The 26,948-nt window shown below is 71.8% G+C and carries 18 protein-coding genes, 1 tRNA gene and 1 pseudogene; 12 read left to right on the top strand and 8 right to left on the bottom strand.

Features of this window, described 5'->3' with window-relative positions; translation table 11 throughout:
• Positions 1–337: 337 nt before the first annotated feature.
• The 4 genes and pseudogenes from ACIQMV_RS05870 to ACIQMV_RS05885 all read right to left on the bottom strand — a co-directional run bounded on the left by ACIQMV_RS05870 (position 338) and on the right by ACIQMV_RS05885 (position 3,683).
• The gene (locus ACIQMV_RS05870) at positions 338–1,141 is read right to left on the bottom strand and encodes a hypothetical protein (protein WP_402591430.1); all 804 of its coding nucleotides are present in this window, start codon (positions 1,139–1,141) and stop codon (positions 338–340) included.
• Positions 1,142–1,219: 78 nt separating this feature from the next.
• Entirely contained in the window at positions 1,220–1,753 is a 534-nt protein-coding gene (locus ACIQMV_RS05875) for a SigE family RNA polymerase sigma factor (RefSeq protein WP_402591432.1), read from the bottom strand.
• A 242-nt stretch (positions 1,754–1,995) separates the two neighbouring features.
• Positions 1,996–2,303 (bottom strand): annotated as a pseudogene (locus tag ACIQMV_RS05880) (GntR family transcriptional regulator); the annotation flags it as partial.
• Between the two features lie 93 nt (positions 2,304–2,396).
• On the bottom strand, positions 2,397–3,683 hold the full coding sequence (locus ACIQMV_RS05885) for a hypothetical protein (protein WP_402591434.1): 1,287 nt from the start codon (positions 3,681–3,683) through the stop codon (positions 2,397–2,399).
• A gap of 1,050 nt (positions 3,684–4,733) precedes the next feature.
• On the opposite strand from ACIQMV_RS05885, the gene ACIQMV_RS05890 reads away from it, so the two are divergent.
• From ACIQMV_RS05890 to ACIQMV_RS05900, 3 genes are all read left to right on the top strand, one after another.
• A complete protein-coding gene (locus ACIQMV_RS05890; RefSeq protein WP_402591436.1) occupies positions 4,734–5,159 on the top strand; it encodes a hypothetical protein in 426 nt (141 codons plus the stop codon).
• Positions 5,121–5,217, top strand: a tRNA-OTHER gene (locus ACIQMV_RS05895). The genes ACIQMV_RS05890 and ACIQMV_RS05895 overlap by 39 nt, the downstream gene beginning before the upstream one ends.
• A gap of 221 nt (positions 5,218–5,438) precedes the next feature.
• Entirely contained in the window at positions 5,439–5,654 is a 216-nt protein-coding gene (locus ACIQMV_RS05900; RefSeq protein WP_402591438.1) for a hypothetical protein, read from the top strand.
• 119 nt (positions 5,655–5,773) lie between these two features.
• On the opposite strand, the gene ACIQMV_RS05905 is transcribed toward ACIQMV_RS05900, so the two are convergent.
• The 3 genes from ACIQMV_RS05905 to ACIQMV_RS05915 form a co-directional block, all read right to left on the bottom strand.
• Positions 5,774–7,321 (bottom strand): alpha/beta hydrolase, encoded by a 1,548-nt coding sequence (locus ACIQMV_RS05905; RefSeq protein ID WP_402591440.1) that lies wholly within the window; start codon positions 7,319–7,321, stop codon positions 5,774–5,776.
• Between the two features lie 152 nt (positions 7,322–7,473).
• Positions 7,474–9,015 (bottom strand): alpha/beta hydrolase, encoded by a 1,542-nt coding sequence (locus tag ACIQMV_RS05910; RefSeq protein ID WP_402591442.1) that lies wholly within the window; start codon positions 9,013–9,015, stop codon positions 7,474–7,476.
• Positions 9,016–9,088: 73 nt separating this feature from the next.
• Positions 9,089–11,941 carry a lysylphosphatidylglycerol synthase domain-containing protein gene (locus ACIQMV_RS05915; protein ID WP_402591444.1) on the bottom strand — a complete coding sequence of 951 codons (2,853 nt, stop codon included), beginning with the start codon at positions 11,939–11,941 and terminating at the stop codon, positions 9,089–9,091.
• 186 nt (positions 11,942–12,127) lie between these two features.
• Here ACIQMV_RS05915 and ACIQMV_RS05920 point away from each other — a divergent pair, with 186 nt between their 5' ends.
• The 5 genes from ACIQMV_RS05920 (at position 12,128) to nudC (ending at position 22,706) form a co-directional block, all read left to right on the top strand.
• Positions 12,128–12,514: an MGMT family protein gene (locus ACIQMV_RS05920; protein ID WP_401778216.1), complete on the top strand. Its 387-nt coding sequence runs from the start codon at positions 12,128–12,130 to the stop codon at positions 12,512–12,514.
• Positions 12,515–12,826: 312 nt separating this feature from the next.
• Positions 12,827–16,408 (top strand): ATP-dependent helicase, encoded by a 3,582-nt coding sequence (locus tag ACIQMV_RS05925; RefSeq protein WP_402591447.1) that lies wholly within the window; start codon positions 12,827–12,829, stop codon positions 16,406–16,408.
• A 131-nt stretch (positions 16,409–16,539) separates the two neighbouring features.
• A complete protein-coding gene (locus ACIQMV_RS05930) occupies positions 16,540–20,193 on the top strand; it encodes a UvrD-helicase domain-containing protein (protein WP_402591449.1) in 3,654 nt (1,217 codons plus the stop codon).
• 10 nt (positions 20,194–20,203) lie between these two features.
• Positions 20,204–21,607 carry a dipeptidase gene (locus tag ACIQMV_RS05935; RefSeq protein WP_141358604.1) on the top strand — a complete coding sequence of 468 codons (1,404 nt, stop codon included), beginning with the start codon at positions 20,204–20,206 and terminating at the stop codon, positions 21,605–21,607.
• A gap of 154 nt (positions 21,608–21,761) precedes the next feature.
• On the top strand, positions 21,762–22,706 hold the full coding sequence (gene nudC, locus ACIQMV_RS05940; protein ID WP_172632849.1) for an NAD(+) diphosphatase: 945 nt from the start codon (positions 21,762–21,764) through the stop codon (positions 22,704–22,706).
• 81 nt (positions 22,707–22,787) lie between these two features.
• Here the strand turns inward: nudC and ACIQMV_RS05945 are convergent, their stop codons facing one another.
• Positions 22,788–23,030 carry a mycoredoxin gene (locus tag ACIQMV_RS05945; protein WP_141358602.1) on the bottom strand — a complete coding sequence of 81 codons (243 nt, stop codon included), beginning with the start codon at positions 23,028–23,030 and terminating at the stop codon, positions 22,788–22,790.
• Positions 23,031–23,246: 216 nt separating this feature from the next.
• On the opposite strand from ACIQMV_RS05945, the gene ACIQMV_RS05950 reads away from it, so the two are divergent.
• The 4 genes from ACIQMV_RS05950 to ACIQMV_RS05965 all read left to right on the top strand — a co-directional run bounded on the left by ACIQMV_RS05950 (position 23,247) and on the right by ACIQMV_RS05965 (position 26,831).
• Positions 23,247–25,454: an ATP-dependent DNA helicase UvrD2 gene (locus tag ACIQMV_RS05950; RefSeq protein ID WP_402591452.1), complete on the top strand. Its 2,208-nt coding sequence runs from the start codon at positions 23,247–23,249 to the stop codon at positions 25,452–25,454.
• Positions 25,455–25,629: 175 nt separating this feature from the next.
• Positions 25,630–25,950, top strand: a complete 321-nt coding sequence (locus ACIQMV_RS05955; RefSeq protein WP_141358598.1) for a hypothetical protein — start codon at positions 25,630–25,632, stop codon at positions 25,948–25,950.
• 174 nt (positions 25,951–26,124) lie between these two features.
• On the top strand, positions 26,125–26,511 hold the full coding sequence (locus ACIQMV_RS05960) for a WhiB family transcriptional regulator (protein ID WP_402591454.1): 387 nt from the start codon (positions 26,125–26,127) through the stop codon (positions 26,509–26,511).
• On the top strand, positions 26,508–26,831 hold the full coding sequence (locus ACIQMV_RS05965; protein WP_141358595.1) for a hypothetical protein: 324 nt from the start codon (positions 26,508–26,510) through the stop codon (positions 26,829–26,831). Before ACIQMV_RS05960 ends, ACIQMV_RS05965 begins: the two co-directional genes overlap by 4 nt.
• Positions 26,832–26,948 lie beyond the last annotated feature (117 nt).

Consider the following 26,948-nt stretch of genomic DNA (forward strand, 5'->3'; position numbering starts at 1 on the left):
ACTGCGCCTGGCGGAAGCGGACCCGGGAGGCAGTGAACCGTGCCTTCGCGGACGGCCCGGACATCGATGACGGCCCCACGACGGCTCAGGAGGGGTGAGGATGCGGGAAACGCGCAGGTCACGCCACAAATGGCCTGACTTGCCGGTCTACTGATCAACCGTTCCGCCGACCAGCGGAACAGAAGAAGGCCACGGCTCTGACCAGCTCAGATGCCGTGGGCTTCTGTCGTTGCGCAGACGTCCGCGCTTGTCCGCCGCAGCGCGTCGGCGTTGTCACGCAGGTGGACACGCAGCCGTTCCGCGCCTACCGGGCGTGGTCCCAGCGTGCCATCCGCTTTCAGCCGCCCGCGATGGTGGTTTGCCGCTTCTGCATCGGGTGCTCGTCGGCGTACCTCACCAGGTCGAGGAAGCGGGAATCGCCGGCAGCCGCCAGCAATTCCTCGCTGGTGACGGAGGCGGAGGCCTTGGCGTCCACGTCGGGGGCGACGGTGAGTCCGACATCGCTGTGCCCATAGCGGAAATGGACGTCGGTGGACATGGTCTCGGGCGAGTCGGTGAACACGCGGAGCGATCTGGCCTTGATACCGCCTGGCAGAGTGGCCTGCTTACAGCTTCCGCCCGCGGCGGCAAGAGCAGCGGAGGGGCAGGGCTTCGATTCAGGACCGTCGCCGGAGGGCCGTACGGAGAAGATGATGGTGAACACCTTGCCGTCTTCGGTCTCGCCCTGGTAGCGCGACACGTCGAGGTCGACCGGCCGGATCAGGCCGACAGAGTCCGGCAGCAGCTTGTCGAGGAGGACAGACACATGTTGCTGGAACTGCGCCCGCCGTTTCCGCTCGGCGGAGGGCAGGTTGGCCATGGACCGTTCGTCGTCGCTCGTGGGGTCGATGTGGACCGGCGTTCGGTAGGGCTCCGGCTGGACCGATTCGGGTGACTCATGTGGCGAGGGGGTGCCGCTCGTGGCAGGGCGGACCGTCCTGTCGGCGTCGCCCCCGGTGGTAAGCGCCAGGGAGCCGAACACCATGGCCCCGGCCACGCATGCGATCCCGGCGGCGACCGCGAGACGGGCACGAGCTCTGCGGCGCCGGCCCTGGGCGACCGCAGCGGGCACCAGGTCGTGCGACGAGGGCAGTTCCGCCACCGTACGCTCCATTACGTCCCTGATCAGTAGGGCGCTGCGGCGGTCTTCTTCGGGCATGTTGGGTGTCATCGCGGTTCCTCAACTCCCCGTGGCGTAGATGTGGGCCTCGCCCAATTGGGCGCGCAGCTTTGCCAGGGAGCGTGAGCACTGGCTCTTGACGGTGGACTCGCTGCACTTCAAAAGCTCGGCGACGGACTCGACGCTCTGGTCCTCCCAGTACCGCAGTACAACCATGGCTCGCGCTCTGGGCGGCAACCCGGCCAGTGCCGACATCAGAGTCACCCGCAGATCCGTGTGGTCGGGCGCGGGCCGGGGATCGGGGCGGGAGTGCGCCAGCAGGTCCCGCAGTCGACGCCGCCGCTCGGCCAGGTAGGTACGGGCCAGCACGGTCCTGGCGTAGGCCTCGATGTGGTCGGCGGCACTCGCCCGCCGCCAGTGCTGGAACAGCTTGGCGAGCGTGGTCTGCGTCAGGTCCCGGGCCGTGTCCGGGTCCCCGCACAGCAGGTACGCGGTGCGGTACAGCCGTCTCTGGCTCGCCTGTGCGAAGGCCTCGAAGCTCTCGGGCGCCTGGGACCCCTCTGGCGCTTCGGAGCCCTGGCCGTTCTCCGGCATCTGCTCTCCTTTCCGGGCCCCGTCAAGGAGCCCTGCCCTGTCACACCTCTTCAGAGCGCTGCCGGACCCTAAAGGTTGAAACCGAATTCGCCCCGGGCCGCGGCGCTCCCTGCCCGCACACCGTGGGCGGCGTTCTACTGGGGCGCCGCGGTCGACAGGGCGATCTTGAAAGGGTGAACGGGCCCTGACCAGGTGAAACGGTCAGGGCCCGTTTTGCTGCGCGATGCCCGCTTGTGTGGCGAGCGGTTGATCGGGATCTCGTACACGATCTCGCAGTGAGCGGCGGGCACCACGATGTCCGCTGTCCCCACCGGCCGCCCCTGCTGAGCGCGGCCTTGTGGATGCCCAGGAGCGACGCCTCCTCGGTGGTCGCCTGCCTGGGCTCGGGCTGCTCCACGGCGTGGCTGACGGTGATGCCGATCGTGGCCATCCGGTTCACGACACATGCCCCGGCGTGCGGCCCTCCCTCGGGGAGGACGACGAGAGCGCCGGCGGTGAGGTCGTACGGCTCCCTGCTCGTCGACAGCAGCACCGGCCTGCCGTCGGCCAGGCGGTCGGCGCTGCGGAAGCCGCCCGGGTCGCAGCGAAGGTCACCCATCACGCGCCGACCGCACCGACTGCGCCGCCCTGTGCCCTTGGTTCGTCATGCCTGGGGCATTGCCGGGCCTGGCTCGTGCTCGCCCGGTGGAGTTCCGGGCTTGAGGGTGACGGAGGTGTAGTGGTTGGCGAAGAAGTACGAAGAGGACAGGCCTTCGTCGATGTTGCCGAACTGGTTGCTCATCATGGACATCAGCGCTGTCGTGCGGGTGCCGTCGCCGGCGTAGGCGGTGAACTGCTGGTTGGCTGGCAACCCAGTGGCTCCGATGGTGACTTCGTCGATGCCGGGGAGTGCCCGGATCAGGGCCGTGCCCTGGCCGGAGCTACCGGAGACGCGCAGCGGGAGGTTCTGCGTGCGCATGCCCAGACCTTGCCGGCCCACATTGTTTGTGCTGGTGGCCGGAGTGCTGCGCGCCACGTACACCAGCGCCATGGGTGACTGGCCGATGGGAAGGGTCTTGATCACCGAGTTCGTGTGCGTATCGATGACGTCGACCGCGTCGGAGTTCTGCAGGGCGACGTAGACCCTGGTGTTGTCGGGGCTCGGCCAGATGCCGTGGGGACCGTGGCCGCTGTTGTGGATGGTCTTCACCAGCGTGGGCGGCCCCCCGGTGTGCGATCGGCGGTACACCAAGGTCTGGTTCAGTCCGCCCACGGTCTGGTAGGCGTAGTCGACGCCGCCGACCGTGACGAAGTTGGGGTGGTTGGTGCGCGGCCCCGTCTTCAGCACCGCCTCCACACGGTAGGTGCGTGCATTGAGCACAGCGGTGGTCCGGCCGTTGGTGGGCATACCGAGCCAGATCTCCCGGCCGTCGGGTGAGATGGCCTCGTCGGAGGACCCGCCCGCCTCCGCGGGGATCTGCACACGCTTGATGATCCGGCGGGAGGCCACATCGATCACGTCCAGCCTCGGGGCGCGCAGGTGGTTGACGTAGGCGAGCTTGCCGTCGGGGCTGAAGACCACCTTCGACGGCCCGTCCTCGGTGTGGATCCGGTCGACCTCCTTGCCGGCCCGCCAGTCGATCACCGAGATGTAGTCCTGACCGCGCACCGCCACCCACAGCCGCGTGCCGTCCGACGAGAAGAATCCCTCGTGCGGCGCCCGGCCGACGTACACGGTGCTCACCACTTTGTTGGTCGCGGTGCCAATGACATGGACGGCGTTGGTGGTCACATCGATCACGTTGAGCCACTTCCCATCCCGGGAGAAGCCCAGGCCGTGCACGTCGATCTGCCCGTCGTACATGGCCCCCAGCACGTCCGCGCTGGGGTCCAACCGCGGCTTGCCCAGAGCGATCGTGCCCAGCACCGTGTTCGTCGCCGGATATGACACTCACTGTGTTGGAGGCCTGGTCGGCGGTGTACACCCGGTCGTTCCCCGAGATCGGCTGCGCCCCGGGCAGCGCTGGAGGTTGGATCAGCGTGCCCTGTACTGAGGGGCTGGCGTTCGACCTCACAGATTCCTGCGTCCCGGGCGTCGCGCAAGCAGCGATTGATGCGTACGCGACCATCACCACGAACGCCCGGGCCAAGCTGGGCCTTATGCCCATGTTCACTCCTTGTGGTCACGTCGCCGGCGGATAACCCGCGTCGCAAGCTGCCACCGTCGCTTGGCTCGTGAGGATCGTGCCGCGTGGCGTGAGAAGTTGCGGCAGGGGCTGGCGCTGCGTTCATCAAAGGCCGCAGGCGAGAGCAGCACCTGTCATCGTGGCGCCGAGGTCACCTCTTCCGAATGTGGTCACGCATCCCCGAACACGTGACCGATGGCGCCGGTCGCCTGAATCATCGTCGGGCTATAAGGGAATCTAACGGACACTTTCGGCATGCTCACCTCGGCTGGAGGGTTTCACTCGGACGGCCCGTCTGTCGGCGAACGGCGGACAAGTGCACGGCCGTTCAAGCTTCGTGCGGTGTATGCCGAACGGGTTCACTACGGTCCGACCACAACTGCGATAGCAGCCACGCGGGGCAGTGGTCCGCGCGGGCGACGGAGCTGGTTTGGCCAGTGGCCTGCCCGGTCCCTGTCACGCAGCGTGAAGCGAACAAAAAGCCCGGTGGCGTTGGGGTCGACGCACGTGCCGAAGATCTCGGCGTCGGCCTCCACGAGGTGGTCCTCCCACCTCGCGCGGCAACGGTGCTCTGCCAACCAACCTTGCGGAGTCCCGACGCCGTGGGCACCCGGGCCGCTGATGGAGGAGAGCCGCCTGCGGCGGCGCCTCTTCCGCGTCACTCCTCTGCACCGCCGGGGGCGACGTCAAGCCGCCGTCCGCTGAGGCTGGGGCCTGACACAGGAGCGCGCCGTCTCTTCAGGAGCCAAGCGCGTGGACGGAACCGCGGCGCCGCAGCCGTGCGCCGCGCCGAAGGAAGCAAGAGGTGCCTCCGCATGTCACACCACACCGCGGCGGTGCCGGGGGCTACCTGGGTGGCCAGGGGGGCGGGAGCTCTGCTGTCCCTCGCGGTGGCCGCCATCCATGTCACTGACCAAGGCGGTATCACGGCAACAGTGGACCCCTACTACATCGGCGTCGCTTACCGCGTCCTGGAGATCGCGGCCGTGGTCACCGCCGTGTTGCTCCTCATCGGCCTCGTCCAACTGGGATGGCTGCTGGCAGCCGGGGTCGCCGCCGGCCCCTTGCTGGGCTATGTCCTCTCCAGGGGGCCGGGACTGCCCGCCTACAGCGAGGACATCGGCAATTGGACCGAATCGCTCGGGCTGGTCAGCCTGGCCGTCGAAGGTGCCCTGCTCCTGATGTCGGTGCCACTCCTCGTCGGAAGTTGGCGGAACCGTGATGGGCGAGCCAATGCCTGAACGGTCTTGAAAACCGTCGCGGCGCGAGTCACCGTGGGTTCAAACCCCACACCCACCACAATGATTTACGGCCCCTGACCAGGCGTTACGGTCGGGGGGCGTCGTCATGCGCACTGCCCGTCGGACACCGCCGTTCCCCGCGATTCCCCGACCGATCGGGCACGGTAGCGCCACAGCTGCACTTGGTCCCTGACAGTCTCTGGTGTCCGCGGTGGCGCAAACCAGCACCAACCGCAGATCGGAGACCGAGCACGGCTCACGGCACTGGCGAAGCGACTCGTGGCGTACCTCGAAGAGCTGCCCGGCGATGAATGCGCGCTGTTGTTCACCATGCCCGCGGGCAAGCCGCTGCGCTACAACCAGTGGTGCACGGCGTACTTCGACCCTGCTGTCTCGGCGGCCCGCCTCACCGACATAACTCCACACGATCTTCGGACCTCCCGCGGAACGTGGGCCGCGGACCGGTACGGCGTCATCATCCGCCGGCCGCTGTGACCCTGCCGTGGCGGGCGGTCGGCGGAGAGCCGGTTACGGCATCACTGCTCCTCCATCGGGATCGCAGTCGCCCGGTCAACCGCGACGACTTCAACCGCTGGGCTTGGCGACGGGCTCTCTCATGAACAGACCTTGCCGTCCCTCGGCACCGTGCCGTACAGCAGATACGCGTTCACCGTCGAGTCCACGCAGTCGCTTCCGCTGCCGTACGCCCCGTGGCCCTCGCCCTTCCAGGTGAGCTCCACACCGACGCCCTTGCCGAGCGCGTCCGCCATTCTCCGGGCGCCCTCGTAGGGCGTCGCCGGGTCCCCGGTGTTGCCGATCAGCAGGATCGGCGCCGCCCCCGGCGCGCTGACCCGAGGGGTGTCGTACTGACCGGGCACCGGCCAGTCGTGGCACCAGCCGGCCGTGTCCCAGGCCATGAAGGCGCCGAACACCGGCGAGATCCGCTCGAACTCGGGCAGCAGCTTCCTCGCCTCCTCCGGCGTCGGCCGCCGCTTGGCGTCCAGGCACGATATGACCCGTTGGGCGTGGGTCGTCGTGCCGTAGTGGCCCGAGTCGTCACGGTCGTTGTAGGCGTCGGCGAGGGACAGCAGCCCCGAGCCGTCGCCCTGTTCCGCCGCGGCGAGGGCGCTCGTCAGGGCCGGCCAGCCGCTCTTGCTGTAGAGCGGCAGCGCGATGCCGGTGAGCGCCGAGGCCTCCGTCAGCTTCCGCCCGGAGGAGGTCGTGGGCAGCGGCTCGGCGTCGATTCGCCGCAGCAGATCCGCGATCTTCCGCGAACCGCGCTCGGGATCCTGGCCGGTGGACTTCAGGTAGGTGTCCAGCGCCCGCTGGAAGCCCCTCGCCTGGTTCAGCGCGTGGCCCACGGAGTCCGCTGTCGGGTCCACCACCGCGTCCAGCACCACCCGCTCGACGCGCTGCGGGAACAAGTGGGCGTACACACTGCCGAGTTCGGTGCCGTAGGACATGCCGAAGTAGTGCATTCCGGCGTCGCCGAGGACGTGGCGGATCAGGTCCATGTCCCGGGCGGTGTCGGTCGTCGAGACGTGCGCGAGCAGCTTCCCGGCCGCCTTCCGGCAGCCCTGGCCGAAGTCGGCCGCGTCCTGGAAGTAGGCCCGCTCCTCGGCCGCGGTGTCCGGTGTCACGTCGATCGCCTCGGCGGCCTGGATCCGCCGGTCGCTGCGGCAGCGCACGCCCGAACTGCCGCCGACCCCGCGGGGATCCCAGCTCACCAGGTCGTATCGCTGCCGCAGGGCGGTGACCTCGGAGGCGTACGACGGCAGCGCGGCCACGCCGGAGCCGCCGGGGCCGCCGAAGTTGAACAGCAGGGAACCGGTGCGCTCCGCGGTGGCCCTGGCGCGGATGAGGGAGAGGCCGATGGTCTCGCCGTCCGGCCGGGACCAGTCCAGCGGTGCCTTGAGCGTCGCGCACCGCCATGCGTCGCCCGGCGCGGGCGAGTCGGCCGTGGCCTCGCAGTGGCCCCAGTCGAGTTGCTGCGAGGTGAGTGAGGAAGGCAGCCGCGCGGACGGCGAGCCGGACTGTGCGGCCGGCGCGGGAGCGGACCGGTTCTTTCCGTCGTCCGCGCTTCGGCCCGCCGGATCGCCGCCGCATCCGGCCAGCAGCACCGCGGCGGCGACCGCGGCCGCCCACTGCGTCAGACGCGCCATGTGCTTCCCCCCTCACAGGCTCCCCGCGGATCGGCCGAGGGGAGTGTTCAGGCCATGGTAGGCGGATCCCATCACTCCCGTGGGAGCCTGTGGATAACCCTCTGACCTGCTATTTTTCGTGTGAGGTGGGGAGGTCGCGGCCCTTCGCCCGGCTAAGCGCAGACCGTCCCGGCCGGTGGCACCTTTCCGTCGAGCAGATAGCTGTTCACCGCGTTCTGCACGCACGGGTTCTTGCTGTTGTACGCGCCGTGTCCCTGGCCCTGCCAGGTGAGTTCGACCCCGACACCCTTGCCCAGCGCGTTCGCCATCCTCTTGGCGCCCCCGTACGGAGTCGCCGGGTCGCCGGTGTTGCCCACCACGAGGATCGGCGCCGAACCCGGCGCGCTCACGTCGGCGTGGGCGGCCGCACCAGGTACTGCCCATTGGGTGCAGCTGAGCACGCCCCAGGCCAGGAAGTCCCCGAACACGGGCGAGGCGACCCGGAACTCGGGCAGTTTCTGCTCCACGAAGGCGGGGGTGTACCGCTGCTTCTGGTCGGCGCAGTTGATGGCGGTGTTCGCGGCGGAGAGGTTGCTGTACTCGCCGTTGGTGTTGCGGCCGTTCATCGCGTCGGACAGCAGCATCAGGATCTGGCCGTCGCCGGCGTAGGCCCGCTGGAGCCCTTCGGTGAGCGGGGCCCAGAGCTCCTTGGAGTACAGGGCCTGGGCGATGCCGTTGGTCGCGGCGGACCGGGTCAGCCGGCGCGGGAAGATGCCGGGGAGCGGATTGGTGTCGAGCTTTTTGAGCAGAGCGGCGATGCGGTCCTCGACGTTCCGGACGCTGCTGCCGATCGGGCACTTGGTGCCCTTCGAGGCGCAGTCCTTCGCGAAGTTGTCGAGGGCGAGCTGGAAGCCCTTGGCCTGGCCGAGCGAGGTCTGCTCGGGGGTCTTGGTGGGGTCGACTACCGCGTCGAAGACCGCGCGCCCCACATGCTTGGGGAACAGATGTGCGTACACGCCGCCGAGTTCGGTGCCGTAGGAGATCCCGAAGTAGTGCAGCTTGGAGTCGCCGAGTGCCTGGCGGATCAGGTCCATGTCGCGGGCGGCGTCGGTGGTGCGCACATGCGGCAGGATCTTCCCGGAGTTCTTCTCGCAGGCGGCGTTGAACTGCTTGGTGTTGTTCACGAACGTGGCACGTTCGGCGGCGGTTTGCGGTACCACGTCCTGCTGGAAGTACTGGTCGAGCTGTGCGTCGGTCTTGCATTTCACACCGGCGCTGCGCCCCACCCCGCGCGGGTCGAAGCTCACCAGGTCGTAGCGGGTGCGCAGCTTGTTGTAGTCCTGGGCGATCGCGGGCAGCGTGGTGACGCCGGAGCCGCCCGGGCCGCCGAAGTTGAAGAGCAGTGAGCCGATGCGCTTGCCGGGCCCGGTCGCCTTCGCCCGGATCAGCGCGACGTCGATCGTTTTGCCCTGGGGCTTGCTCCAGTCCAGCGGCGCCTTCATGCTGGCGCACTGCCACTTGCCACCGTTGGGCGGCGGCGAGGGTGCCGCCCCGCCGCCCTCCGGCGCGGACGGCGCCGGGCAGTCCTTCCAGTCCAGCCCCGGGTCCGTCGAACCCCCGCCGACGGAGAGCCCGCCGCAGCCCGCCGTCAGGGCGCTCAACAGGACGGTGGTCGTGGTCAGGGCGGCGGCGCGCAGCCCGTGGCGCTTGTGCATGCCCCCATCCTCACGCCGCCGGCGGCCTCCCGCGCGGGACGCGGGCCGTTCGGAGTACGCGCGGCCGCCGTGCCTACAGGGCGCCCTTGCGGGTCAGGTGGTTGAAGGCCAGCCAGCCGGGCAGGACCGGCAGCCACAGCGTCAGCAGCCGGAACATCAGCACCGCGGGCGCGGCCACTTCCTTCGGCAGGCCCACCGCGATCAGGCCGACGGTGAGGGTGGCCTCGACCGCGCCCACGCCGCCCGGGGTCGGGGCGGCCGAGCCGAGCGCGTTGCCGGCGAGGAAGACGACGGCGACGCTGGCGATGCTGAGCGAGGTCGACTGGTCGCCGAAGGCCCGGATCGAGGCGTCCAGGCACATCACGAAGCAGAAGGTCAGCAGCAGCATGCCGCCGATGCCGGTGACCAGCTTCTGCGGTCGCTGGAGTACGTCCAGCATGCGCGGCACGACACCCGCGAAGAGCGAACGCACGCGCGTGACGACGAACTTCCGCAGGAACGGCACCGAGGTGACCACCAGTACGAGCACCGCGACCGTCAGCAGGCCCGCGATGACCGTCCGGGACGGTGACAGGGACGGCGTCTTCTCGGTGCCGGTCAGATAACCGAAGGACAGCAGCATCAGGATGTGGCAGCCGAGCCCGAACAGCTGCGAGGCGCCGACACTGGCCACCGCGAGACCGGGGCGCACGCCCGCGCGTTGCAGGAAGCGCGTGTTCAGGGCCACGCCGCCGACCGCGGCCGGTGCCACGATCTTCACGAACGAGCCGGCGACCTGCGCCGCCACCGTCCGTACGAACGGGACGCGTTCCGGTACGAAGCCCAGCAGCGCCATGGCGGCGGCGACATAGCTGAGCGCCGAGAAGAGCACCGCCGCGATCACCCAGCCCCACTGGGCGTGGGCGAAGAGCGTGCCGAACTCGATGTGCGTGAGCTGGGTCAGCAGGTAGTAGGCGCCGATGGCACCCGCGATGAAACTCATCAGGGTGCGGGGCCGGACCCGCTCCAGCCGGGCCGGCTCGACCGGCGCCTGCGGCCTGATCCGCAGCACCTGGTGGCGGATCTGGGTGAGCAGATCCTCTTCGCGGGCTTCTTCCAGTGCCTCGCCGATGGCCCGCTTCTCCGCCCGTGCCTCGGCACGCTCGGCCTTTTTGTCCTTCTTATCGGGCCTCTCCGGCTTTTCCAGCTTCCCTGCTTTTTCCGGTTTCTCGGGTTTTTCTGGTTTCTCTGGTTTTTCCAGGGCGGCCGGGCCGGTGTCACCACTGTCCTGGGCGGCCTGCTCCAGGCGGGCCTGCTTGGCCTGCCGGGACGCCTCGAGCACCGCCTCGCGTTCCCGCTGCGCCCGCTCCCGGGCCAGCCTGCGCAACGTCGCGCGCGTGGAGCGCGTCAGAGCGATGGGCTGGAGCATGGGCAGACAGTCGGCGACCGCGTCGGGTCCCAGGACGCCGACCGCGGAGGCCACGGAGCGCTCCGCGCCCACCCGCAGGCCGAGCGTCGTCAGCAGTTGGGCGATGTCCATGCGCAGCAGCAGATCGCCGGCCGCGATCTCGCCGCCGCGCAGATCGGTGAGGATCACCTTGCGGGAACGATCCACCAGGATCGCGTCACCGGCCAGCCTGCGGTGCGCGATGCGCCGTGACTGCAACGCCCGCACCTGCTGCCAGGTGTGGTGCAGCAGCTCGTCGGTGATCTCCTCGTCCGCCAGCGAGTCGAGCGTGCGCCCGCCGGTGTGCTCGTAGACGAGCATCACGGCGTCGGGGCCGAGCTCGGAGGTCGCGATGAGCTTGGGCGCGTTGGCGCCGGCCGCGATGGCCGCGTAGGCGAGAAGGGCTTCCTGCTCCAGGGCCTGGCGCAGCGACTGCAGGCTGCGGCGGGTGGCGAAACCACGCAGCGTGAGGTTGCGCCACACGCGGTAGAAGAAGCCCTGTGCCTGCTGCTCGCGGTCGACGACCGTGACGTCCAGTGGTGGTCCGTCCTCCAGGGTGACGAAGTAGCGCCGGCCGCGGTCGCCGATGTCCGCGGACTCGGCCGCCTCCTCGCGGGCCGCGCTGACCGGGTGGAAGCCGACGGTCCGCAGGCCCGCCACCAGGGTCCGTCCCGTGGGGCGGACGTTCGGTGAGCCGACCGCGTACAGGGTGCCGTAGGCGACGGTCCAGCCGATCAGCACCGTCAGGATGATCGAGAACGGCGTGGTGTATCCGGTGACCAGCATCGAGAAGGCGTCGAGCAGCAGCACGATCCACAGCACCGCGCGCCAGCGTGGCCGGCGGGACATGCCGACCGCCGTCATGTACGCGATGACGGGGGCGAGGTAGCCGTGCACCGGATCGGTGAGCGCGTGGACGTTGCCGGGGGAGGGCTGGGTGAGCGCGTCCTGGATCGAGTGCGGGGCGCCCTTGGCGACCCACAGGTCGGTGGCGAGCGTCACCCCGTGCGCGAGGACGGCCGCGAGCACGCCGTCGGCGATCCGCAGTCCGTCCCGTTTGATCAGCCGCTCGATCGCGAAGGCGACCGGGACCAGCAGGATCGCGATGCTGGACGCCAGCCCGGCGATCTTGATGAGCAGGTCGGGGGCCTGACCGGTGCCCTTGTTGATGTCCTGTTCGAGGCCCGAGGTGGTGCCGTGCGCGAACCCGGCGATCGCCAGCAGTACGACGATGGCGAGCACGCCCACCAGCAGCCGCATCAGGTCCGAGGGACGGTGCACGCGCGCGGGGAGCAACGGCTCGTCGCCCTCGAGTTCGTCGGCGTGCGTCACGACGTCCTCCTCCGCGGGCTTCCTGCCCGCCTTCGGAGCGTCCGTGCCGCCGGTCTTCGGGGAGCCCGTGCCCCCCGCCCTCTGGGCGTCCGTGCCGCCGGTGCCGGGGCGCGAGGAAACTCCAGAGGTGCCCTCCGCGTCATCGGGATGCACGCCCTGCTGCTTCATGGTCTCTTCTTGGTCTCGTATCACCGGTCACCGCCCGCACGATGGTGGCACGTCCCACCGGCACACAGGGGCATCAGGGTGCATATGCGGGGCCGCACAGTCTGCCCGAGGCACCGCCCGGGAGCGAGGGCCACGCCCCGGACGCGGCGCGGTCCGCTGTCGGTGGGGTGGGGCAGGATGGGACGGATGAGCGAAGTGAGCCCTCCGGACGACGGCCGCCCCGAGCACCCCGACGCGCTCCCCGAGTACGCCGAGCGGGTCCTGGAGGTCGCCGAGATGATCCCGCCCGGGTGCGTCATGACGTACGGCGACGTCGCCGAATGGCTGGAGCGGGGAGGCCCCCGCCAGGTGGGCCGCGTGATGGCCCTCTACGGCGGCGCCGTCCCGTGGTGGCGGGTGGTACGCGCCGACGGGGTCCTGCTCCCCGGCCACGAGCTGCGCGCTCTCGCCCACTACCGCACGGAGGGCACACCCCTGAAGGAGGCGAGCAGGGCGGCCGAGGGCCACCTGCCCCGCCTCGACATGAGACGGGCCCGGTGGGACGGCGGCGAACGTGCGCAGGGTCACACCTGACAGCTTCCGCCATTCGAGGGGGTCGTGGGGAGCCCATGGCCCGTACGGGGGAAACGAGGCACGTTCGTGGCATGCCGTACGTTCGTGGTTCGAGGGACACACGTGACGGCGGTGCCGAGGGAGGACCGGGAGAAGCAGGGGAAGAAGGCGAAGCCCTCCTTCCGCGCCCGGCCGCGGCGTAGCGTCGGCTCCGCGTGTCCCCCTCACCCCAGCGGCCACCGCCCCACCCCTCGGGCCGTCCGTCCCCGCGACGACGGCGCTTCGCGCCGGCCGTGACAGAGCCCAGCACACCCACCAGGACCGGCGAACCACGTGAGCTCCTCTTCCTCCACCAGGCGCCTGCCGCACCCCCGGGTGCGGCAGGGGGACCGTGGCGCCTACCGACTGGTGCGTACCCCGCCGACCAGACCGGATCCCCCTCGTCTGGACGCCGCACAGCGCTCCGTGGTTGACCACCGGACCGGTCCGCTGCTCGTCCTCGCAGGTCCGGGCACCGGCAAGACCACCACGCTGGTCGAGTCCGTGGCCGCCCGGATCGCCCGCGGCCAGGACCCCGAGCGGATCCTGGTGCTGACCTTCAGTCGCAGGGCCGCCGTCGACCTGCGCGACCGCATGGCACTTCGCACCGGCGCGGCCCACGTCCCGCAGGCGACCACCTTCCACTCGTTCTGCTACGCCCTGGTCCGCGCCCACCAGGCCGGCGAACTGTTCGTCGAGCCGCTGCGGCTGCTGTCCGGACCCGAGCAGGACGTGGCCGTCCGCTCGCTGCTGGCCGGCCAGGTCGACCTGGAGCGGCTGGGCCTGGCGCACGTGCGCTGGCCGGACGAGCTGCGCGCCTGCCTGACCACCCGCGGCTTCGCCGACGAGGTCCGCGCGGTCCTCGCCCGCAGCCGCGAGCTGGGCCTCGGCCCCGAGGCCCTGGCCGACTTCGCCCGACGTATCGGCCGCCCCGACTGGCAGGCCGCGGCCGCCTTCCTCGCCGAGTACCTCGACGTCCTCGACCTGCGGGGCGTCCTCGACTACGCCGAACTGGTCCACCGCGCGGTGCTCCTCGCCCGCCGCCCCGAGGTCGCCGAACGGCTCGCCGCGCGGTACGACGTGGTCTACGTCGACGAGTACCAGGACACCGATCCCGCCCAGGTACGGCTGCTGCGCGCGCTGGCCGGGGACGGCCGCACCCTGCTCGCCTTCGGCGACCCCGACCAGTCGATCTACGCGTTCCGGGGCGCGGACGTGAACGGCATCCTGCAGTTCCCGCAGACCTTCCCGCGCGCGGACGGCGCTCCCGCGCCCGTGCGGGTCCTGCGCACCTCCCGGCGCTCGGGCGCCGCCCTGCTGACCGCGACCCGGCTGCTGACCCGGCGGATGCCGCTCACCCGCCTGCCCGCCGACAAGGTCCGCGCCCACCGGGAGCTCACCCCGGTGCGCGACGGCGGCCGCGTCGAGGTCCACACGTATCCGACGGCGGGCACCGAGGTGGACAACATCGCCGACATCCTGCGCCGGGCGCACCTGGAGGACGGCGTCCCGTGGAGCGAGATGGCCGTCCTGGTGCGCGCCGGCGCCCGCTCCCTCCCGGGCCTGCGCCGCGCCCTGACGGCAGCCGGAGTGCCCCTGGACGTCGACGGTGACGACGTGCCGCTGCGCCACGAGCCGGCGGTGGCGTCTCTGCTGACGGCGCTGCGGGCGGTGGCGACCGCGGAGACGGTGCGGCGGGCGGTGGCGACCGCGGAGACGGTGCGGCGCTCGGAGGAGGCGGGGGAAGCGGGGGGGTCGGAGGAATCGGAGGAATCGGAGGAAGGGGTCGTCGAGGAGCAGGTGGCCGATGTCGGGGGGCCGGCCGCAAGCACTGAGGCGCAGGCGGCCAGTGCCAGGGTGTCGGCCGCAGGTACCGAGGAGCAGGCTGCCGGCAGCCTGGAACAGGCCGTCCTCACCGGGGAGGAGACCGCCGTCACCGGGGAGTCGGCCGCCGTGGCGCAGGCCTCCGGGCGGCCCGAGGCGGATCCGGAGGCGGACGCCTGCTGGCTGGACACCGAGACCGCGCTCACCCTGCTCGCCTCGCCGCTGGCCGGCATGGACGCCGCCGACCTGCGCCGCCTGGGCCGTGCCCTGCGCGAGGAGGAACGCGCCGCGGGCAACCCGCTGCCCCCGCCCTCGGACCAGCTGCTCGCGAGGGCGCTCGCGGAGCCCGAGCGCCTGGTCGCTCACGACCCCACGTACGCGCGTGGCGCGCAGCGCCTGGGCGCGCTGCTCAGGAAGGCACGGGAGCGACTGGCGGGCGGAGGGACCGCCGAGGAGGCGCTGTGGGACCTGTGGGACGGCACACCGTGGCCCTCCCGCCTGGAGCGGGCGGCCCGGCGCGGCGGCGCGGCGGGCCGCAACGCGGACCGCGACCTCGACGCCGTGTGCGCGCTGTTCGCGACCGCCGCCCGCGCGGAGGAGCGCACCGGCGGCCTGGGCGCCCTGAACTTCCTCGCCGAGGTCGAGGCCGAGGACATCGCCGCCGACACGCTCACCCGGCGCGCCGTGCGTCCCGACGCCGTGCGGCTGATGACGGCGCACCGCTCCAAGGGCCTGCAGTGGCGCCTGGTCGTCGTCGCCGACGTCCAGGAGGGTCTGTGGCCGGACCTGCGGCGGCGCGGCTCCCTGCTGGAGGCCGACCGCATCGGCCGCGACGGACTCGCCGCCCCGCTCACCCCCGGCGCGCTGCTCGCGGAGGAGCGGCGGCTGTTCTACGTGGCCGCCACGCGTGCGCGTGAACGCCTCGTGGTGACCGCGGTGAAGGCCCCCGCGGACGACGGCGACCAGCCCTCCCGCTTCCTCACGGAACTCGGTGTCGAACCCAGGGACGTCACCTCCCGCCCGCGCCGCCCGCTGGCGGTGGCGGCACTCGTCGCCGAGCTGCGTGCCACGACCGTCGACCCGCGCGTCTCCGGCACCCTCAGGCAGGCAGCCGCGCACCGGCTGGCCCGGCTGGCCGCGCTCGCCGACGACGAGGGCCGTCCGCTGGTGCCGGCGGCCCACCCCTACCGCTGGTGGGGCATGGCCGATCCGACCGAGAGCAAGGTGCCGCTGCGCGACCGGGACCAGCCCGTGGCGCTGTCCGGCAGCGCCCTCGACCAGCTCGCCAACACCTGCGCCCTCCAGTGGTTCCTCAGCCGCGAGGTCAAGGCCGACGCCCCCGCGACTGCCGCCCAGGGCTTCGGCAACGTGGTGCACGTCCTCGCCGACGAGGTCGCCTCCGGGCGCAGCCCCGCCGACCTCGCGGTTCTCATGGAACGCCTGGAGACGGTGTGGAACGCGCTCGCCTTCGACGCGCCGTGGAAGTCGGCGCAGGAGAAGGAGCACGCGCGCGTGGCGCTGGAGCGTTTCCTGAACTGGCACGTCCTGGAGCGCTCCGGCCGCACCCCGGTGGCCGGCGAGCACGACTTCGACGTGACCCTGGAAGCGGGCGGCTACCAGGTGCGCATCCGCGGCTCCATGGACCGGGTGGAGGCCGACGGCGAGGGACGTGCCTACGTCGTCGACTTCAAGACCGGCAAGCAGGCGCCCACCGGGGCCGAGGTGGCCCGTCATCCGCAGCTCGCCGTCTACCAGCTCGCGGTCCGCGAGGGCGCCGTCGACGGGGTCTTCGACGGGGCACGTCCCGAGCCGGGCGGCGCCGAGCTGGTCCAGCTGCGCCAGGGCGCGGCCAAACGGGACGGCGGCGACGACCTGCCCAAGGTGCAGACCCAGGAGCCGCTGGAGGGGGAGTGGGCCGGCGAGCTGCTGGCGACCGCCGCCGGGAAGGTTCTCGACGAGCGGTTCACGCCGACGGCCGGGCAGCACTGCGCGCACTGCGCCTTCCGGGCGTCGTGCAGCGCGCGGCCGGAGGGGCGCCACATCGTCGAGTGACCCGCGTGACGAGCGGCACCATCCGTGCTGACCCGCGTGACGAACGGCACCACCCGTGCTGACCTGCGCGTCTTTCGACCCCGGCGGCCATCTGGCACGGATTGTCAGTGCCCGCCGCTAGCCTCTGTGAGGTGCCCGCCCGTATCACCGATCCCGAGCAGCTCAAGGAGCTCCTCGGGATCCCGTTCACCCCGGAGCAGACGGCCTGCATCATCGCGCCGCCCGCCCCGCAGGTGATCGTGGCCGGTGCCGGCTCCGGCAAGACGACCGTGATGGCGGCGCGCGTGGTGTGGCTGGTCGGCACCGGACAGGTCGCCCCCGAGCAGGTCCTCGGGCTGACCTTCACCAACAAGGCCGCCGGCGAACTCGCCGAACGTGTCCGCAAGGCCCTGATCAGGGCCGGCGTCACCGACCCCGAGGCCATCGACCCCGACAACCCGCCGGGCGAGCCGCTGATCTCCACCTACCATGCCTTCGCCGGCCGTCTGCTGAAGGACCACGGGCTGCGCATCGGGCTCGAACCCACCGCCCGCCTGCTCGCCGACGCCACCCGCTACCAGCTCGCCGCGCGCGTGCTGCGCGAGGCCCCCGGCCCCTACCCGGCGCTGGCCCGATCCTTCCCGGACCTGGTGAGCGACCTCCTGGCCCTCGACGCCGAGCTCGCCGAACACCTTGTACGCCCGGAGGACCTGAGCGCCTGGGACACCGGGCTGCTGCGCACCCTGGAAGGCGCCAAGCTCACCAACGCCGACCTGCGCAAGGTCCCGGAGACGGCCGCCGCCCGCCGGGAACTGGCCGAGCTGGTGCTCCGCTACCGGGCCGCCAAACGCGAGCGCGACCTGCTCGACTTCGGCGACCAGATCGCCCTGGCCGCACGGCTCGCCCGCCTGCCGGAGGTCGGCCGCGTCCTGCGCGAGGAGTTCCGGGTGGTCCTGCTCGACGAGTACCAGGACACCTCCGTGGCCCAGCGCATCCTGCTGGCCGGCCTCTTCGGCGACGGCACCGGCCACCCCGTCACCGCCGTCGGCGACCCCTGCCAGGCGATCTACGGCTGGCGCGGCGCCTCCGTCGCCAACCTCGACGACTTCCCCGAGCACTTCGCGCACGCCGACGGCCGCCCCGCCACCCGCCAGGCCCTCAGCGAGAACCGTCGCAGCGGCGGCCGCCTCCTCGACCTCGCCAACGGCCTCGCGGAACCCCTGCGCGCCATGCACGCGGGCGTGGAGGCACTGCGCCCGGCCCCCGGCGCGGAGCGTGACGGCCTGGTGCGCTGTGCGCTGCTGCCCACCCACGCCGAGGAGATCGACTGGGTCGCGGACTCCATCGCCCACCTCGTGGGGACCGGGACGGCACCCGGCGAGATCGCCGTCCTGTGCCGTACGGCGGGCGACTTCGCCGAGATCCAGGGTGCCCTGGTCGCCCGTGACGTCCCGGTCGAGGTGGTCGGCCTGTCCGGGCTGCTGCACCTGCCCGAGGTCGCCGACCTCGTCGCGGTCTGCGAGGTTCTTCAGGACCCCGGCGCCAACGCCGCGCTGGTACGGCTGCTCACCGGCCCGCGCTGGCGCATCGGCCCGCGCGACCTCGCGCTCCTGGGCCGCCGGGCGAGACTGCTCGTCGCCCACGCGCGCGTGGACGCCGCCGACGACCCCGACAGCCGGCTCGCGGAGGCCGTCGAGGGCGTCGACCCGGCCGAGGTGATCTCGCTCGCGGACGCTCTCGACACCTTCCTCGAAACGCCCCTGGACGGCGCCGGGGACGACGACCGGCTGCCGTTCTCCCCGGACGCGCGCGTGCGGTTCGCCCGGCTCGCCGCCGAACTGCGCGACCTGCGGCGTTCACTGTCCGACCCGCTGATGGACGTCCTGCACCGCGTCCTGGCCGTCACGGGTCTGGAGGTGGAGCTGTCGGCCTCCCCGCACGCCCTGGCCGCCCGCCGCCGCGAGACCCTGGCGAACTTCCTGGACATCGCCGCATCCTTCGCCGCGAACGAGAGCGAGGCGAGCCTGCTGGCCTTCCTCGGCTTCCTGCGCACCGCCGCCCAGTACGAGAAGGGCCTCGACAACGCGTTGCCCGGTGGCGAGAACACCGTCAAGGTGCTCACCGCGCACAGGTCCAAGGGCCTGGAGTGGGACGTCGTCGCCGTCCCCGGCCTGGTCACCGGCACCTTTCCCAGCGGGCAGGGCCGGGAGAAGTGGACCAGCCAGGGCAAGGTGCTGCCGCACGCCCTGCGCGGCGACGCCGACACTCTCCCCGACATCGACGGCTGGGACGCACGCGGCATGAAGGCCTTCCACGAGGCCCTGAAGGACCACCAGCACACCGAGGAGCTGCGCCTCGGCTACGTCACCTTCACCCGCCCCCGCTCCCTGCTCCTCGGCTCCGGCCACTGGTGGGGCCCGAGCCAGAAGCGGCCACGCGGCCCGTCCGCGTTCCTTCAGGCCCTGTACGACCACTGCGCCGCCGGGCACGGCGAGATCGAGGCCTGGGCGGACGAGCCCGGGGAGGACGAGGAGAACCCGGCCCTGCACCGGGCCACGGCCGACCAGGTGTGGCCCCTGCCGCTGGACGAGGCCGCCCTGGCCCGCCGCCGTGAGGCCGCCGCGATCGTCCTCGCCCACCTGGAGGACCTCGCCGCCGGCGCGAACGGCCACCCGGAGGCCACGCACGACCCCACGTCCCACGACGACCCCGACTGGCCCGCGGCGCCGCAGGACGACGCACCTCCACGCGACGAAGTGCCTCTACGCGACGACGTACCTCTGCACGACGAGGTGCCTCCGTACGACGACGAGCCGCCCTTCGGCGAGGACGCCCCCTTCGGTGAGGACGCCCCCTTCGGTGAGGACGCCCCCTTCGAAGACGACACCTCCTTCGGCGACGACAACTCCTTCGAGGAGGACACCGACGACTGGGACTCCTGGAGCGGCGAACGCCCGACCGTCCCGCACCAGGCGCCCCCACCCGACCAGCACACCGCGCCCCCGCCCGCACGCCGGCACACCGCGCACCCCGACCCGGACCGTGCACCCGGATCCAGCCCCCTCACCCCGGAGGAGGCCCGCATGGTCGCCTCCTGGGACCGCGACCTCGAAGCGCTGAGCGGTGAACTCCGGCGCGCCCGGCAGACCGTCACCGACGTACCCCTGCCGACGACCCTGACCGCGTCGCAGCTGCTGCACCTGGCCGCCGACCCCGACGGGTTCGCGCGGGAACTCGCGCGCCCCATGCCGCGCCCCCCGCAACCGGCCGCCCGCCGTGGCACCCGCTTCCACGCCTGGGTGGAATCCCGCTTCGAAGAGCTGACGCTGCCCATGCTGGAGCCCGGCGAACTGCCCGGCGGCGACGCCGAGATCGCCGACGAACGCGACCTCGAAGCCCTCAAGGAGGCCTTCGAACGGACCCCGTACGCCCACCGCACGCCCCATCGCGTCGAAGCGCCCTTCCAGCTCGCTCTCGCCGGCCGTGTCGTCCGGGGCCGTATCGACGCCGTCTACAAGGAGGGTGACGGCGAGCGGGCGACGTACGAGATCGTGGACTGGAAGACGCTCCGCTCCCGTACGGCGGACCCGCTCCAGCTCGCCGTGTACCGGCTGGGCTGGGCCGAACAGCGGGGCATCCCCCTGGACCGTGTCACGGCCGCGTTCGTCTACGTGCGCACCGGCGAGGTGGTGCGGCACGACGACCTCCCGGGCCGCGCCGAGCTGGAACGGCTGCTGACGGGGGAGCCGCACGCCGAGCCGCAGTGTGACGAACCGCCCGAACGGGAAGCCACCGCGGGCCGATAGGCTCGGAGCCATGAGCCAGACCCCGGACAGCGCCGTCCGTACGTACATCGAGCAGCACCGCACCGCCTTCCTCGACGACCTCGCCGAATGGCTGCGCATCCCGTCCGTGTCGGCTCAGCCCGACCACGCGCCCGATGTACGGCGCAGCGCCGACTGGCTCGCCGGCAAACTCCGGCAGACCGGTTTCACCACCACCGAGGTCTGGCCCACCCCGGGTGCCCCCGCCGTTTTCGCCGAGTGGCGTTCCGACGACCCCGAGGCCCCCACGGTCCTCGTCTACGGCCACCACGACGTCCAGCCCGCCGCCCGCGAGGACGGCTGGGACAGCGAGCCCTTCGAGCCCGTCGTCCGCGAAGGCCGCCTCTACGCGCGCGGGGCGGCCGACGACAAGGGCCAGGTGTTCTTCCACACACTCGGCGTCCGCGCCCACCTCGCCGCGACCGGCCGCACAGCCCCGGCAGTCAACCTGAAGCTGCTGATCGAGGGCGAGGAGGAGTCCGGCTCCCCGCACTTCCGGGCGCTCGTCGAAGAGCACGCGGAGCGCCTGGCCGCCGACGCGGTGATCGTCTCCGACACCGGTATGTGGTCCGCGGACACCCCCACGGTGTGCACCGGAATGCGCGGCCTCGCCGAGTGCGAGATCCGGCTGTACGGACCCGACCAGGACATCCACTCCGGCTCCTTCGGCGGCGCGGTGCCCAACCCGGCGACCGCCGCCGCCCGCCTGGTCGCCGCCCTGCACGACGAGCACGCGCGCGTGGCCGTCCCCGGCTTCTACGACGGCATCGTGGAACTCACCGACCGGGAGCGCCGGCTCTTCGCCGAGCTGCCGTTCGCCGAGGAGCAGTGGGTGCGCACCGCCAAGTCGTACGCCACCCACGGCGAGGCCGGGTACACCACCCTGGAGCGCATCTGGGCCCGCCCCACCGCCGAGGTCAACGGCATCGGCGGCGGCTACCAGGGCCCCGGCAGCAAGACGATCATCCCCTCCACGGCGATGGTCAAGCTGTCGTTCCGCCTGGTCGCCGGCCAGGACCCCGACCACATCGAGAAGGCCGTCCGCGCCTGGGCCGCCGAGCAGGTGCCCGCGGGGATACGGCACGAGATCGTGTTCGGCGCGGCCACGCGCCCGTGCCTGACGCCGCTGGACCACCCGGCCCTGCAGTCCGTGGTCCGTGCCATGGGCCGTGCCTTCGAGGCCCCCGTCCGCTTCACGCGCGAGGGCGGCTCGGGCCCGGCCGCCGACCTCCAGGAGGTGCTCGGCGCGCCCGTCCTCTTCCTGGGCATCTCCGTCCCCTCCGACGGCTGGCACGCGCCGAACGAGAAGGTCGAGCTCGACCTCCTGCTCAAGGGCGTCGAGACCAGCGCGTACCTGTGGGGCGACCTCGCGGAGCACTGGCACGATGCGCCCTGACGGGCGCCCACCGGCCCGGGCGGTGTCGTGCCGGGCGCACACTGGTAAGGCCGTCCCGTGCCCCCAGGCCCCGCCGGACGCGGACGCCTCCTGCCGCACGTCCCGCTGAACCGCCGCCGAAACAACCGTTCCACCGGGGGAGTTGGAAGCACCCGTGACCACCTGGACCGACCACACCGCCGACCGACCCATCTCGCTCACCGCGCCCAGCGGCATCGACCGGGCCGCCCACCACCGGCTCGACGAGGCCTGGCTCGCCGCGGCGTGGAGCCACCCCTCGACGCGTTGCTTCGTGGTCTCCGGCGGTCAGGCCCTGATCGACGAGACACCCGACGGCCGGACCGAACTGGTCACGACGCCCTCCTTCGAGGCGCCCCTCACCGAGGCGCACCGCTACTTCCTCGGCACGGACGCGGAGGGCGTCAGCTACTTCGCCCTCCAGAAGGACTCCCTGCCCGGCCGCATGGACCAGTCCGCCCGCCCGGCCGGCCTGCGCGAGGCCGGCCTGCTGCTGTCACCCCGGGACGCCGGCCTGATGGCGCACGCGGTGGCCCTGGAGAACTGGCAGCGGCTGCACCGCTTCTGCTCCCGCTGCGGCGAGCGCACCGTGATCGCCGCGGCCGGACACATCCGCCGCTGCCCGGCCTGCGGCGCCGAGCACTACCCGCGCACCGACCCCGCCGTGATCATGGCGGTCACCGACGAGGAGGACCGCATCCTGCTCGGCCGCCAGGTGCACTGGCCCGAGGGCCGCTTCTCCACGCTCGCCGGCTTCGTCGAGCCCGGGGAGTCCATCGAGCAGTCGGTGCGCCGCGAGGTCCACGAGGAGGTGGGCGTCACCGTCGGCGAGGTCGAGTACGTCGCCAGTCAGCCCTGGCCGTTCCCCTCCAGCCTCATGCTGGGCTTCATGGCGCACGCCCTCTCGACCGAGATCGCCGTCGACGGCGACGAGATCCACGAGGCGCGCTGGTTCTCCCGCGAGGAACTGCGCGCGGCCTTCGAGTCCGGCGAGGTCCTGCCGCCCTACGGCATCTCCATCGCGGCCCGGCTCATCGAGCTCTGGTACGGCAAGCCGCTGCCGACGAGGAGCGCCGTCTGAGGCCCCTTGGACGACGAGAAGGCGGCCTTCCCGGGATGCCGGGGAGGCCGCCTTCGGCGTCTGCGGTGCGGCGCGCCGTGATCAGGCGCCGACCTTCTCCTTGACCTGGGCCAGCGACGGGTTCGTCAGGGTCGAACCGTCCGGGAAGAGCACGGTGGGAACCGTCTGGTTTCCGCCATTGGCCTTCTCGACGAAGTCCGCGGACTCCGGGTCCTGCTCGATGTTGATCTCGGTGTACGCGATGCCCTCGCGGTCCATCTGGCTCTTCAGCCGGCGGCAGTAGCCGCACCACGTGGTGCTGTACATCGTCACAGTGCCCGGCATGTCTCTCGCGCTCCTTCGGCGGCTCGGGGACGTATTCGTCGCAGGGAAGGAACGTACGCCATCGCTCCGGCATTCCCACCGGGGGTATGCGGCAGGGCGTGACGCGCGGCACGAGGACGCGCGGCGCCGCGTCAGCGCGCGGCATTAGTACGACCGCAGGGGCTGCCTGTGGACAACCGGCTCATGGGTCCCACGGCGACCTGGCAGCATGGCTGTGTGACAGCAGCAACGCACTCCCCGCTCTTCCCTCGGGTCCCGGACTCCGCCGACGCGGTGCTCGACGGGCTGGACCCCGAGCAGCGCGAGGTGGCCACGTCCCTGCACGGGCCGGTGTGCGTCCTGGCGGGCGCCGGCACGGGCAAGACCCGGGCGATCACCCACCGCATCGCCTATGGAGTGCGCGCGGGTGTCCTCCAGCCCTCCAGCGTGCTGGCCGTCACCTTCACCCATCGTGCCGCGGGGGAGATGCGGGGCCGGCTGCGCCAGCTCGGCGCGCACGGCGTGCAGGCCCGCACCTTCCACTCCGCCGCCCTGCGGCAGTTGCAGTACTTCTGGCCGAAAGCGATCGGTGGCTCCATGCCCCGGCTCGTCGATCGCAAGATCCAGCTCGTCGCGGACGCGGCCGCCGCCTGCCGCATCCGCCTGGACCGGGGCGAGCTGCGGGACGTCACCGCCGAGATCGAGTGGTCCAAGGTCACCCAGACCGTCCCGGCCGACTACGCCCTCGCGGCCGCGAAGGACGGCCGCACCGCCCCACGCGACCCGGCCGAGATCGCCCAGCTGTACTCGGTGTACGAGGACCTCAAGCGGGCCCGCTCGGTCATCGACTTCGAGGACGTCCTGCTGCTGACCGTCGCCGTCCTCCAGGACCGGGCCGACGTCGCCGAACAGGTCCGCGCCCAGTACCAGCACTTCGTGGTGGACGAGTACCAGGACGTCTCCCCGCTCCAGCAGCGCCTGCTGGAGCTGTGGCTGGGCGACCGCGACAGCCTGTGCGTCGTCGGCGACGCCAGCCAGACGATCTACTCCTTCACCGGAGCGACCCCCGACCACCTGCTCGACTTCCGCACCCGTCATCCCGGCGCCACCGTCGTCAAGCTGGTCCGCGACTACCGCTCCACCCCGCAGGTCGTCCACCTCGCCAACGGACTGCTCGCCCAGGCCCGGGGCCGGGCCGCCGACCACCGGCTGGAACTGGTCTCCCAGCGCGCCCCCGGCCCCGAGCCCGCCTACACGGAGTACACCGACGAGCCCGCCGAGGCCGAGGGGGCCGCCCACCGCATCCACGACCTCATCGCCTCCGGCGTCCCGGCGAGCGAGATCGCCGTCCTGTTCCGGACGAACGCCCAGTCCGAGACCTACGAGCAGGCCCTCGCCGACGTCGGCGTGCCCTATCAGCTGCGCGGCGCGGAGCGCTTCTTCGACCGGCCCGAGGTGCGCAAGGCCGGCGTCGCCCTGCGGGCCGCCGCACGCTTCGGCGGCAACGACTCCCTCCTCGACGACGCCGTCGACCTGCCCTCACAGGTGCGTGCCGTGCTGTCGGGGGAGGGCTGGACCCCGCAGCCGCCGGCCGGATCCGGCGCGGTCAGGGAACGCTGGGAGTCGCTGGCAGCCCTGGTGAACCTCGCACAGGACTTCGCCGCCGTCCGGCAGGGCGCGACGCTCGGCGACCTCGTGGCGGAACTCGACGAGCGGGCGAACGCCCAGCACGCCCCGACGGTCCAGGGCGTCACCCTCGCCTCCCTGCACTCGGCCAAGGGCCTGGAGTGGGACGTCGTCTTCCTGGTCGGCGTCGCCGAGGGCATGATCCCCATCACCTACGCCAGAACCGACGAACAGATCGAGGAGGAGCGCCGGCTCCTCTACGTGGGCGTCACCCGCGCGCGCGAGCGGCTGCACGTCTCCTGGTCGCTGTCCCGCTCGCCCGGCGGCCGTCCCAGCCGCCGCCCGAGCCGCTTCCTCGACGGGCTGCGCCCCGGCTCGGCCGGTACGGCGGGCCGTACCGCACCCGGCGGTTCCGGGGGCATCGAGCGCGGCTTCACCGCGGCCGTGGGGACGCGGGGAGCGCCCGCCCCGCGGCGCACACAGCGCACCCCGGCCCGGTGCCGGGTCTGCGGCCGCACGCTCGCCGACGCCGGCGAGATGAAGCTGATGCGCTGCGAGGGCTGCCCCTCCGACATGGACGAGGGCCTGTTCGAGCGGCTGCGCGAGTGGCGGGCGGGCCAGGCGGGGCGCAGCGGACAGCCCGCCTTCTGCGTCTTCACCGACAAGACCTTGATGGCGATCGCCGAGACCGTCCCGGACGACGAGCGGGAACTGGCCCGCATCCCCGGAGTGGGGATGCGCAAGCTCCGCCGCTACGGATCGGATGTTCTCGCCATCTGCGCAGGCCGGGAGCCCGCGGGAGAAGCGACCGAGGACTGACCGAGGACTGAGGGGAACTCGTCGAAAAAATAGTTTGCGCACCCGCCGTCCGTCCCCATAGGTTCTTGGTCACGGGAACGGTGGCCTTCCTGAGGCCCTGATTCCGTGTTCTACTTGCATATCCGTACGGACTGGCTCACCCCAGTCCCCCAGACGCCGAGAGGAGGCGAGCCCAGTGATCACTATCAAGACCAGCTCCATCAGCACCGCCAAAATGACCGATCGCTCGGTCGTCTCCCTGTGCATGCTCGGCGCCTTCAACCAGGGCACCGGTCTGTCCGGCATCGCTGCCGCGCGTCCGGAGTCCTTTATGTCCCTCGCGGGTCTTCCCGTCCGTGAGCGTGACGAGCGACCGACCGAGGCACTGGAAGCAGTAGCGGCAAAGGCACAGGCCTATGCCGTTCAGGCGGCCGGTGCCGGTAACCGGGAGCAGACGAAGCAGCACCACCTGACGTGGGCCTTCCGTGGGCCAGAACCCTGGAGTGATCCAGCCTGATCGCCGATCAGGCCGGCGCCTTCAGGGCCGCGGAACCCCATCCGGGATCCGCGGCCCTTCTGTTTTCCCCGAACGGGGACAGCGGAGCGAAGGGGCCTCGGGACAAGACAAGAACCCGGTAGCCAGCCGACACCCGGCCGACCGGCCGACCCGAACAGACGAGGAAGACGAACCGTGCAACTCGAAGCGCACGTCCCGTCCGTACCGCCTTCCGACACGATCCCCAAGCCTGGTCTCACGGAGGACCCCGCCTTGACCCCGCTCACCGCGCTCACCCCGCTCACCGCACTCACCGCGCTCGACGACGCCATCGAGAACCTCGGCGTGCCCGTCCCGTGCCGCTCCTACGACCCGGAGGTCTTCTTCGCCGAGTCGCCGGCGGACGTGGAGTACGCCAAGTCCCTCTGCCGCACCTGCCCGCTGATCGAGGCCTGCCTCGCCGGCGCCAAGGAGCGGCGCGAGCCCTGGGGCGTCTGGGGCGGCGAGCTGTTCGTCCAAGGTGTCGTCGTCGCCCGGAAGCGGCCGCGTGGCCGCCCGCGCAAGAACCCGGTCACAGCATGAACACCGCAGGAACGATCGACCGCCCCCTCACGCACGACCCCCAGAAGCAGGCCCCGATGAAGCCGTCCGCCAGCGAGCCCGCAGGCTCCGCGACCGAAGACGTCACCACCACCGGCGCGAACGAATCGCGTCAGAACAGGAACCGAGAGATGCAACTCATCCCAGAAGCGCTGGCTCGTGCGCATATGCACGAGCGGCTGCACGAGGCGGAGAGGGAACGCCAGGCCGTACGCCTGGCGGCCGCCCGCCGGATGCAGCGCCGCGCCGAGCGCGCCTCGCTGCGCGCCCGCCGCGCGCTCGCCATGGCAGTGATGCACTGACCGACAACGCCGTTCCACACCGCTTGGCGGTGGCCTCCCGGTCCGGGAGGCCGGAACTCTCCCCGCGGGGGCCGGTCCGTTCGAACGGACCGGCCCCCGCGGTGCGTTGTTCCCGCC

It is taken from the genome of Streptomyces sp. NPDC091412, assembly GCF_044756885.1.
In the GTDB taxonomy this organism is placed as follows: domain Bacteria; phylum Actinomycetota; class Actinomycetes; order Streptomycetales; family Streptomycetaceae; genus Streptomyces.

Bases quoted from the DNA above. Each gene is read 5' to 3' on its own strand.
- ACIQMV_RS05890 (WP_402591436.1), top strand. From the start codon at position 4,734: ATGTCACACCACACCGCGGCGGTGCCGGGGGCTACCTGGGTGGCCAGG.
- ACIQMV_RS05905 (WP_402591440.1), bottom strand. From the start codon at position 7,321: ATGGCGCGTCTGACGCAGTGGGCGGCCGCGGTCGCCGCCGCGGTGCTG.
- ACIQMV_RS05965 (WP_141358595.1), top strand. From the start codon at position 26,508: ATGAACACCGCAGGAACGATCGACCGCCCCCTCACGCACGACCCCCAG.
- ACIQMV_RS05945 (WP_141358602.1), bottom strand. From the start codon at position 23,030: ATGCCGGGCACTGTGACGATGTACAGCACCACGTGGTGCGGCTACTGC.
- ACIQMV_RS05910 (WP_402591442.1), bottom strand. From the start codon at position 9,015: ATGCACAAGCGCCACGGGCTGCGCGCCGCCGCCCTGACCACGACCACC.
- ACIQMV_RS05875 (WP_402591432.1), bottom strand. From the start codon at position 1,753: ATGCCGGAGAACGGCCAGGGCTCCGAAGCGCCAGAGGGGTCCCAGGCG.
- ACIQMV_RS05915 (WP_402591444.1), bottom strand. From the start codon at position 11,941: ATGAAGCAGCAGGGCGTGCATCCCGATGACGCGGAGGGCACCTCTGGA.
- ACIQMV_RS05935 (WP_141358604.1), top strand. From the start codon at position 20,204: ATGAGCCAGACCCCGGACAGCGCCGTCCGTACGTACATCGAGCAGCAC.
- ACIQMV_RS05920 (WP_401778216.1), top strand. From the start codon at position 12,128: ATGAGCGAAGTGAGCCCTCCGGACGACGGCCGCCCCGAGCACCCCGAC.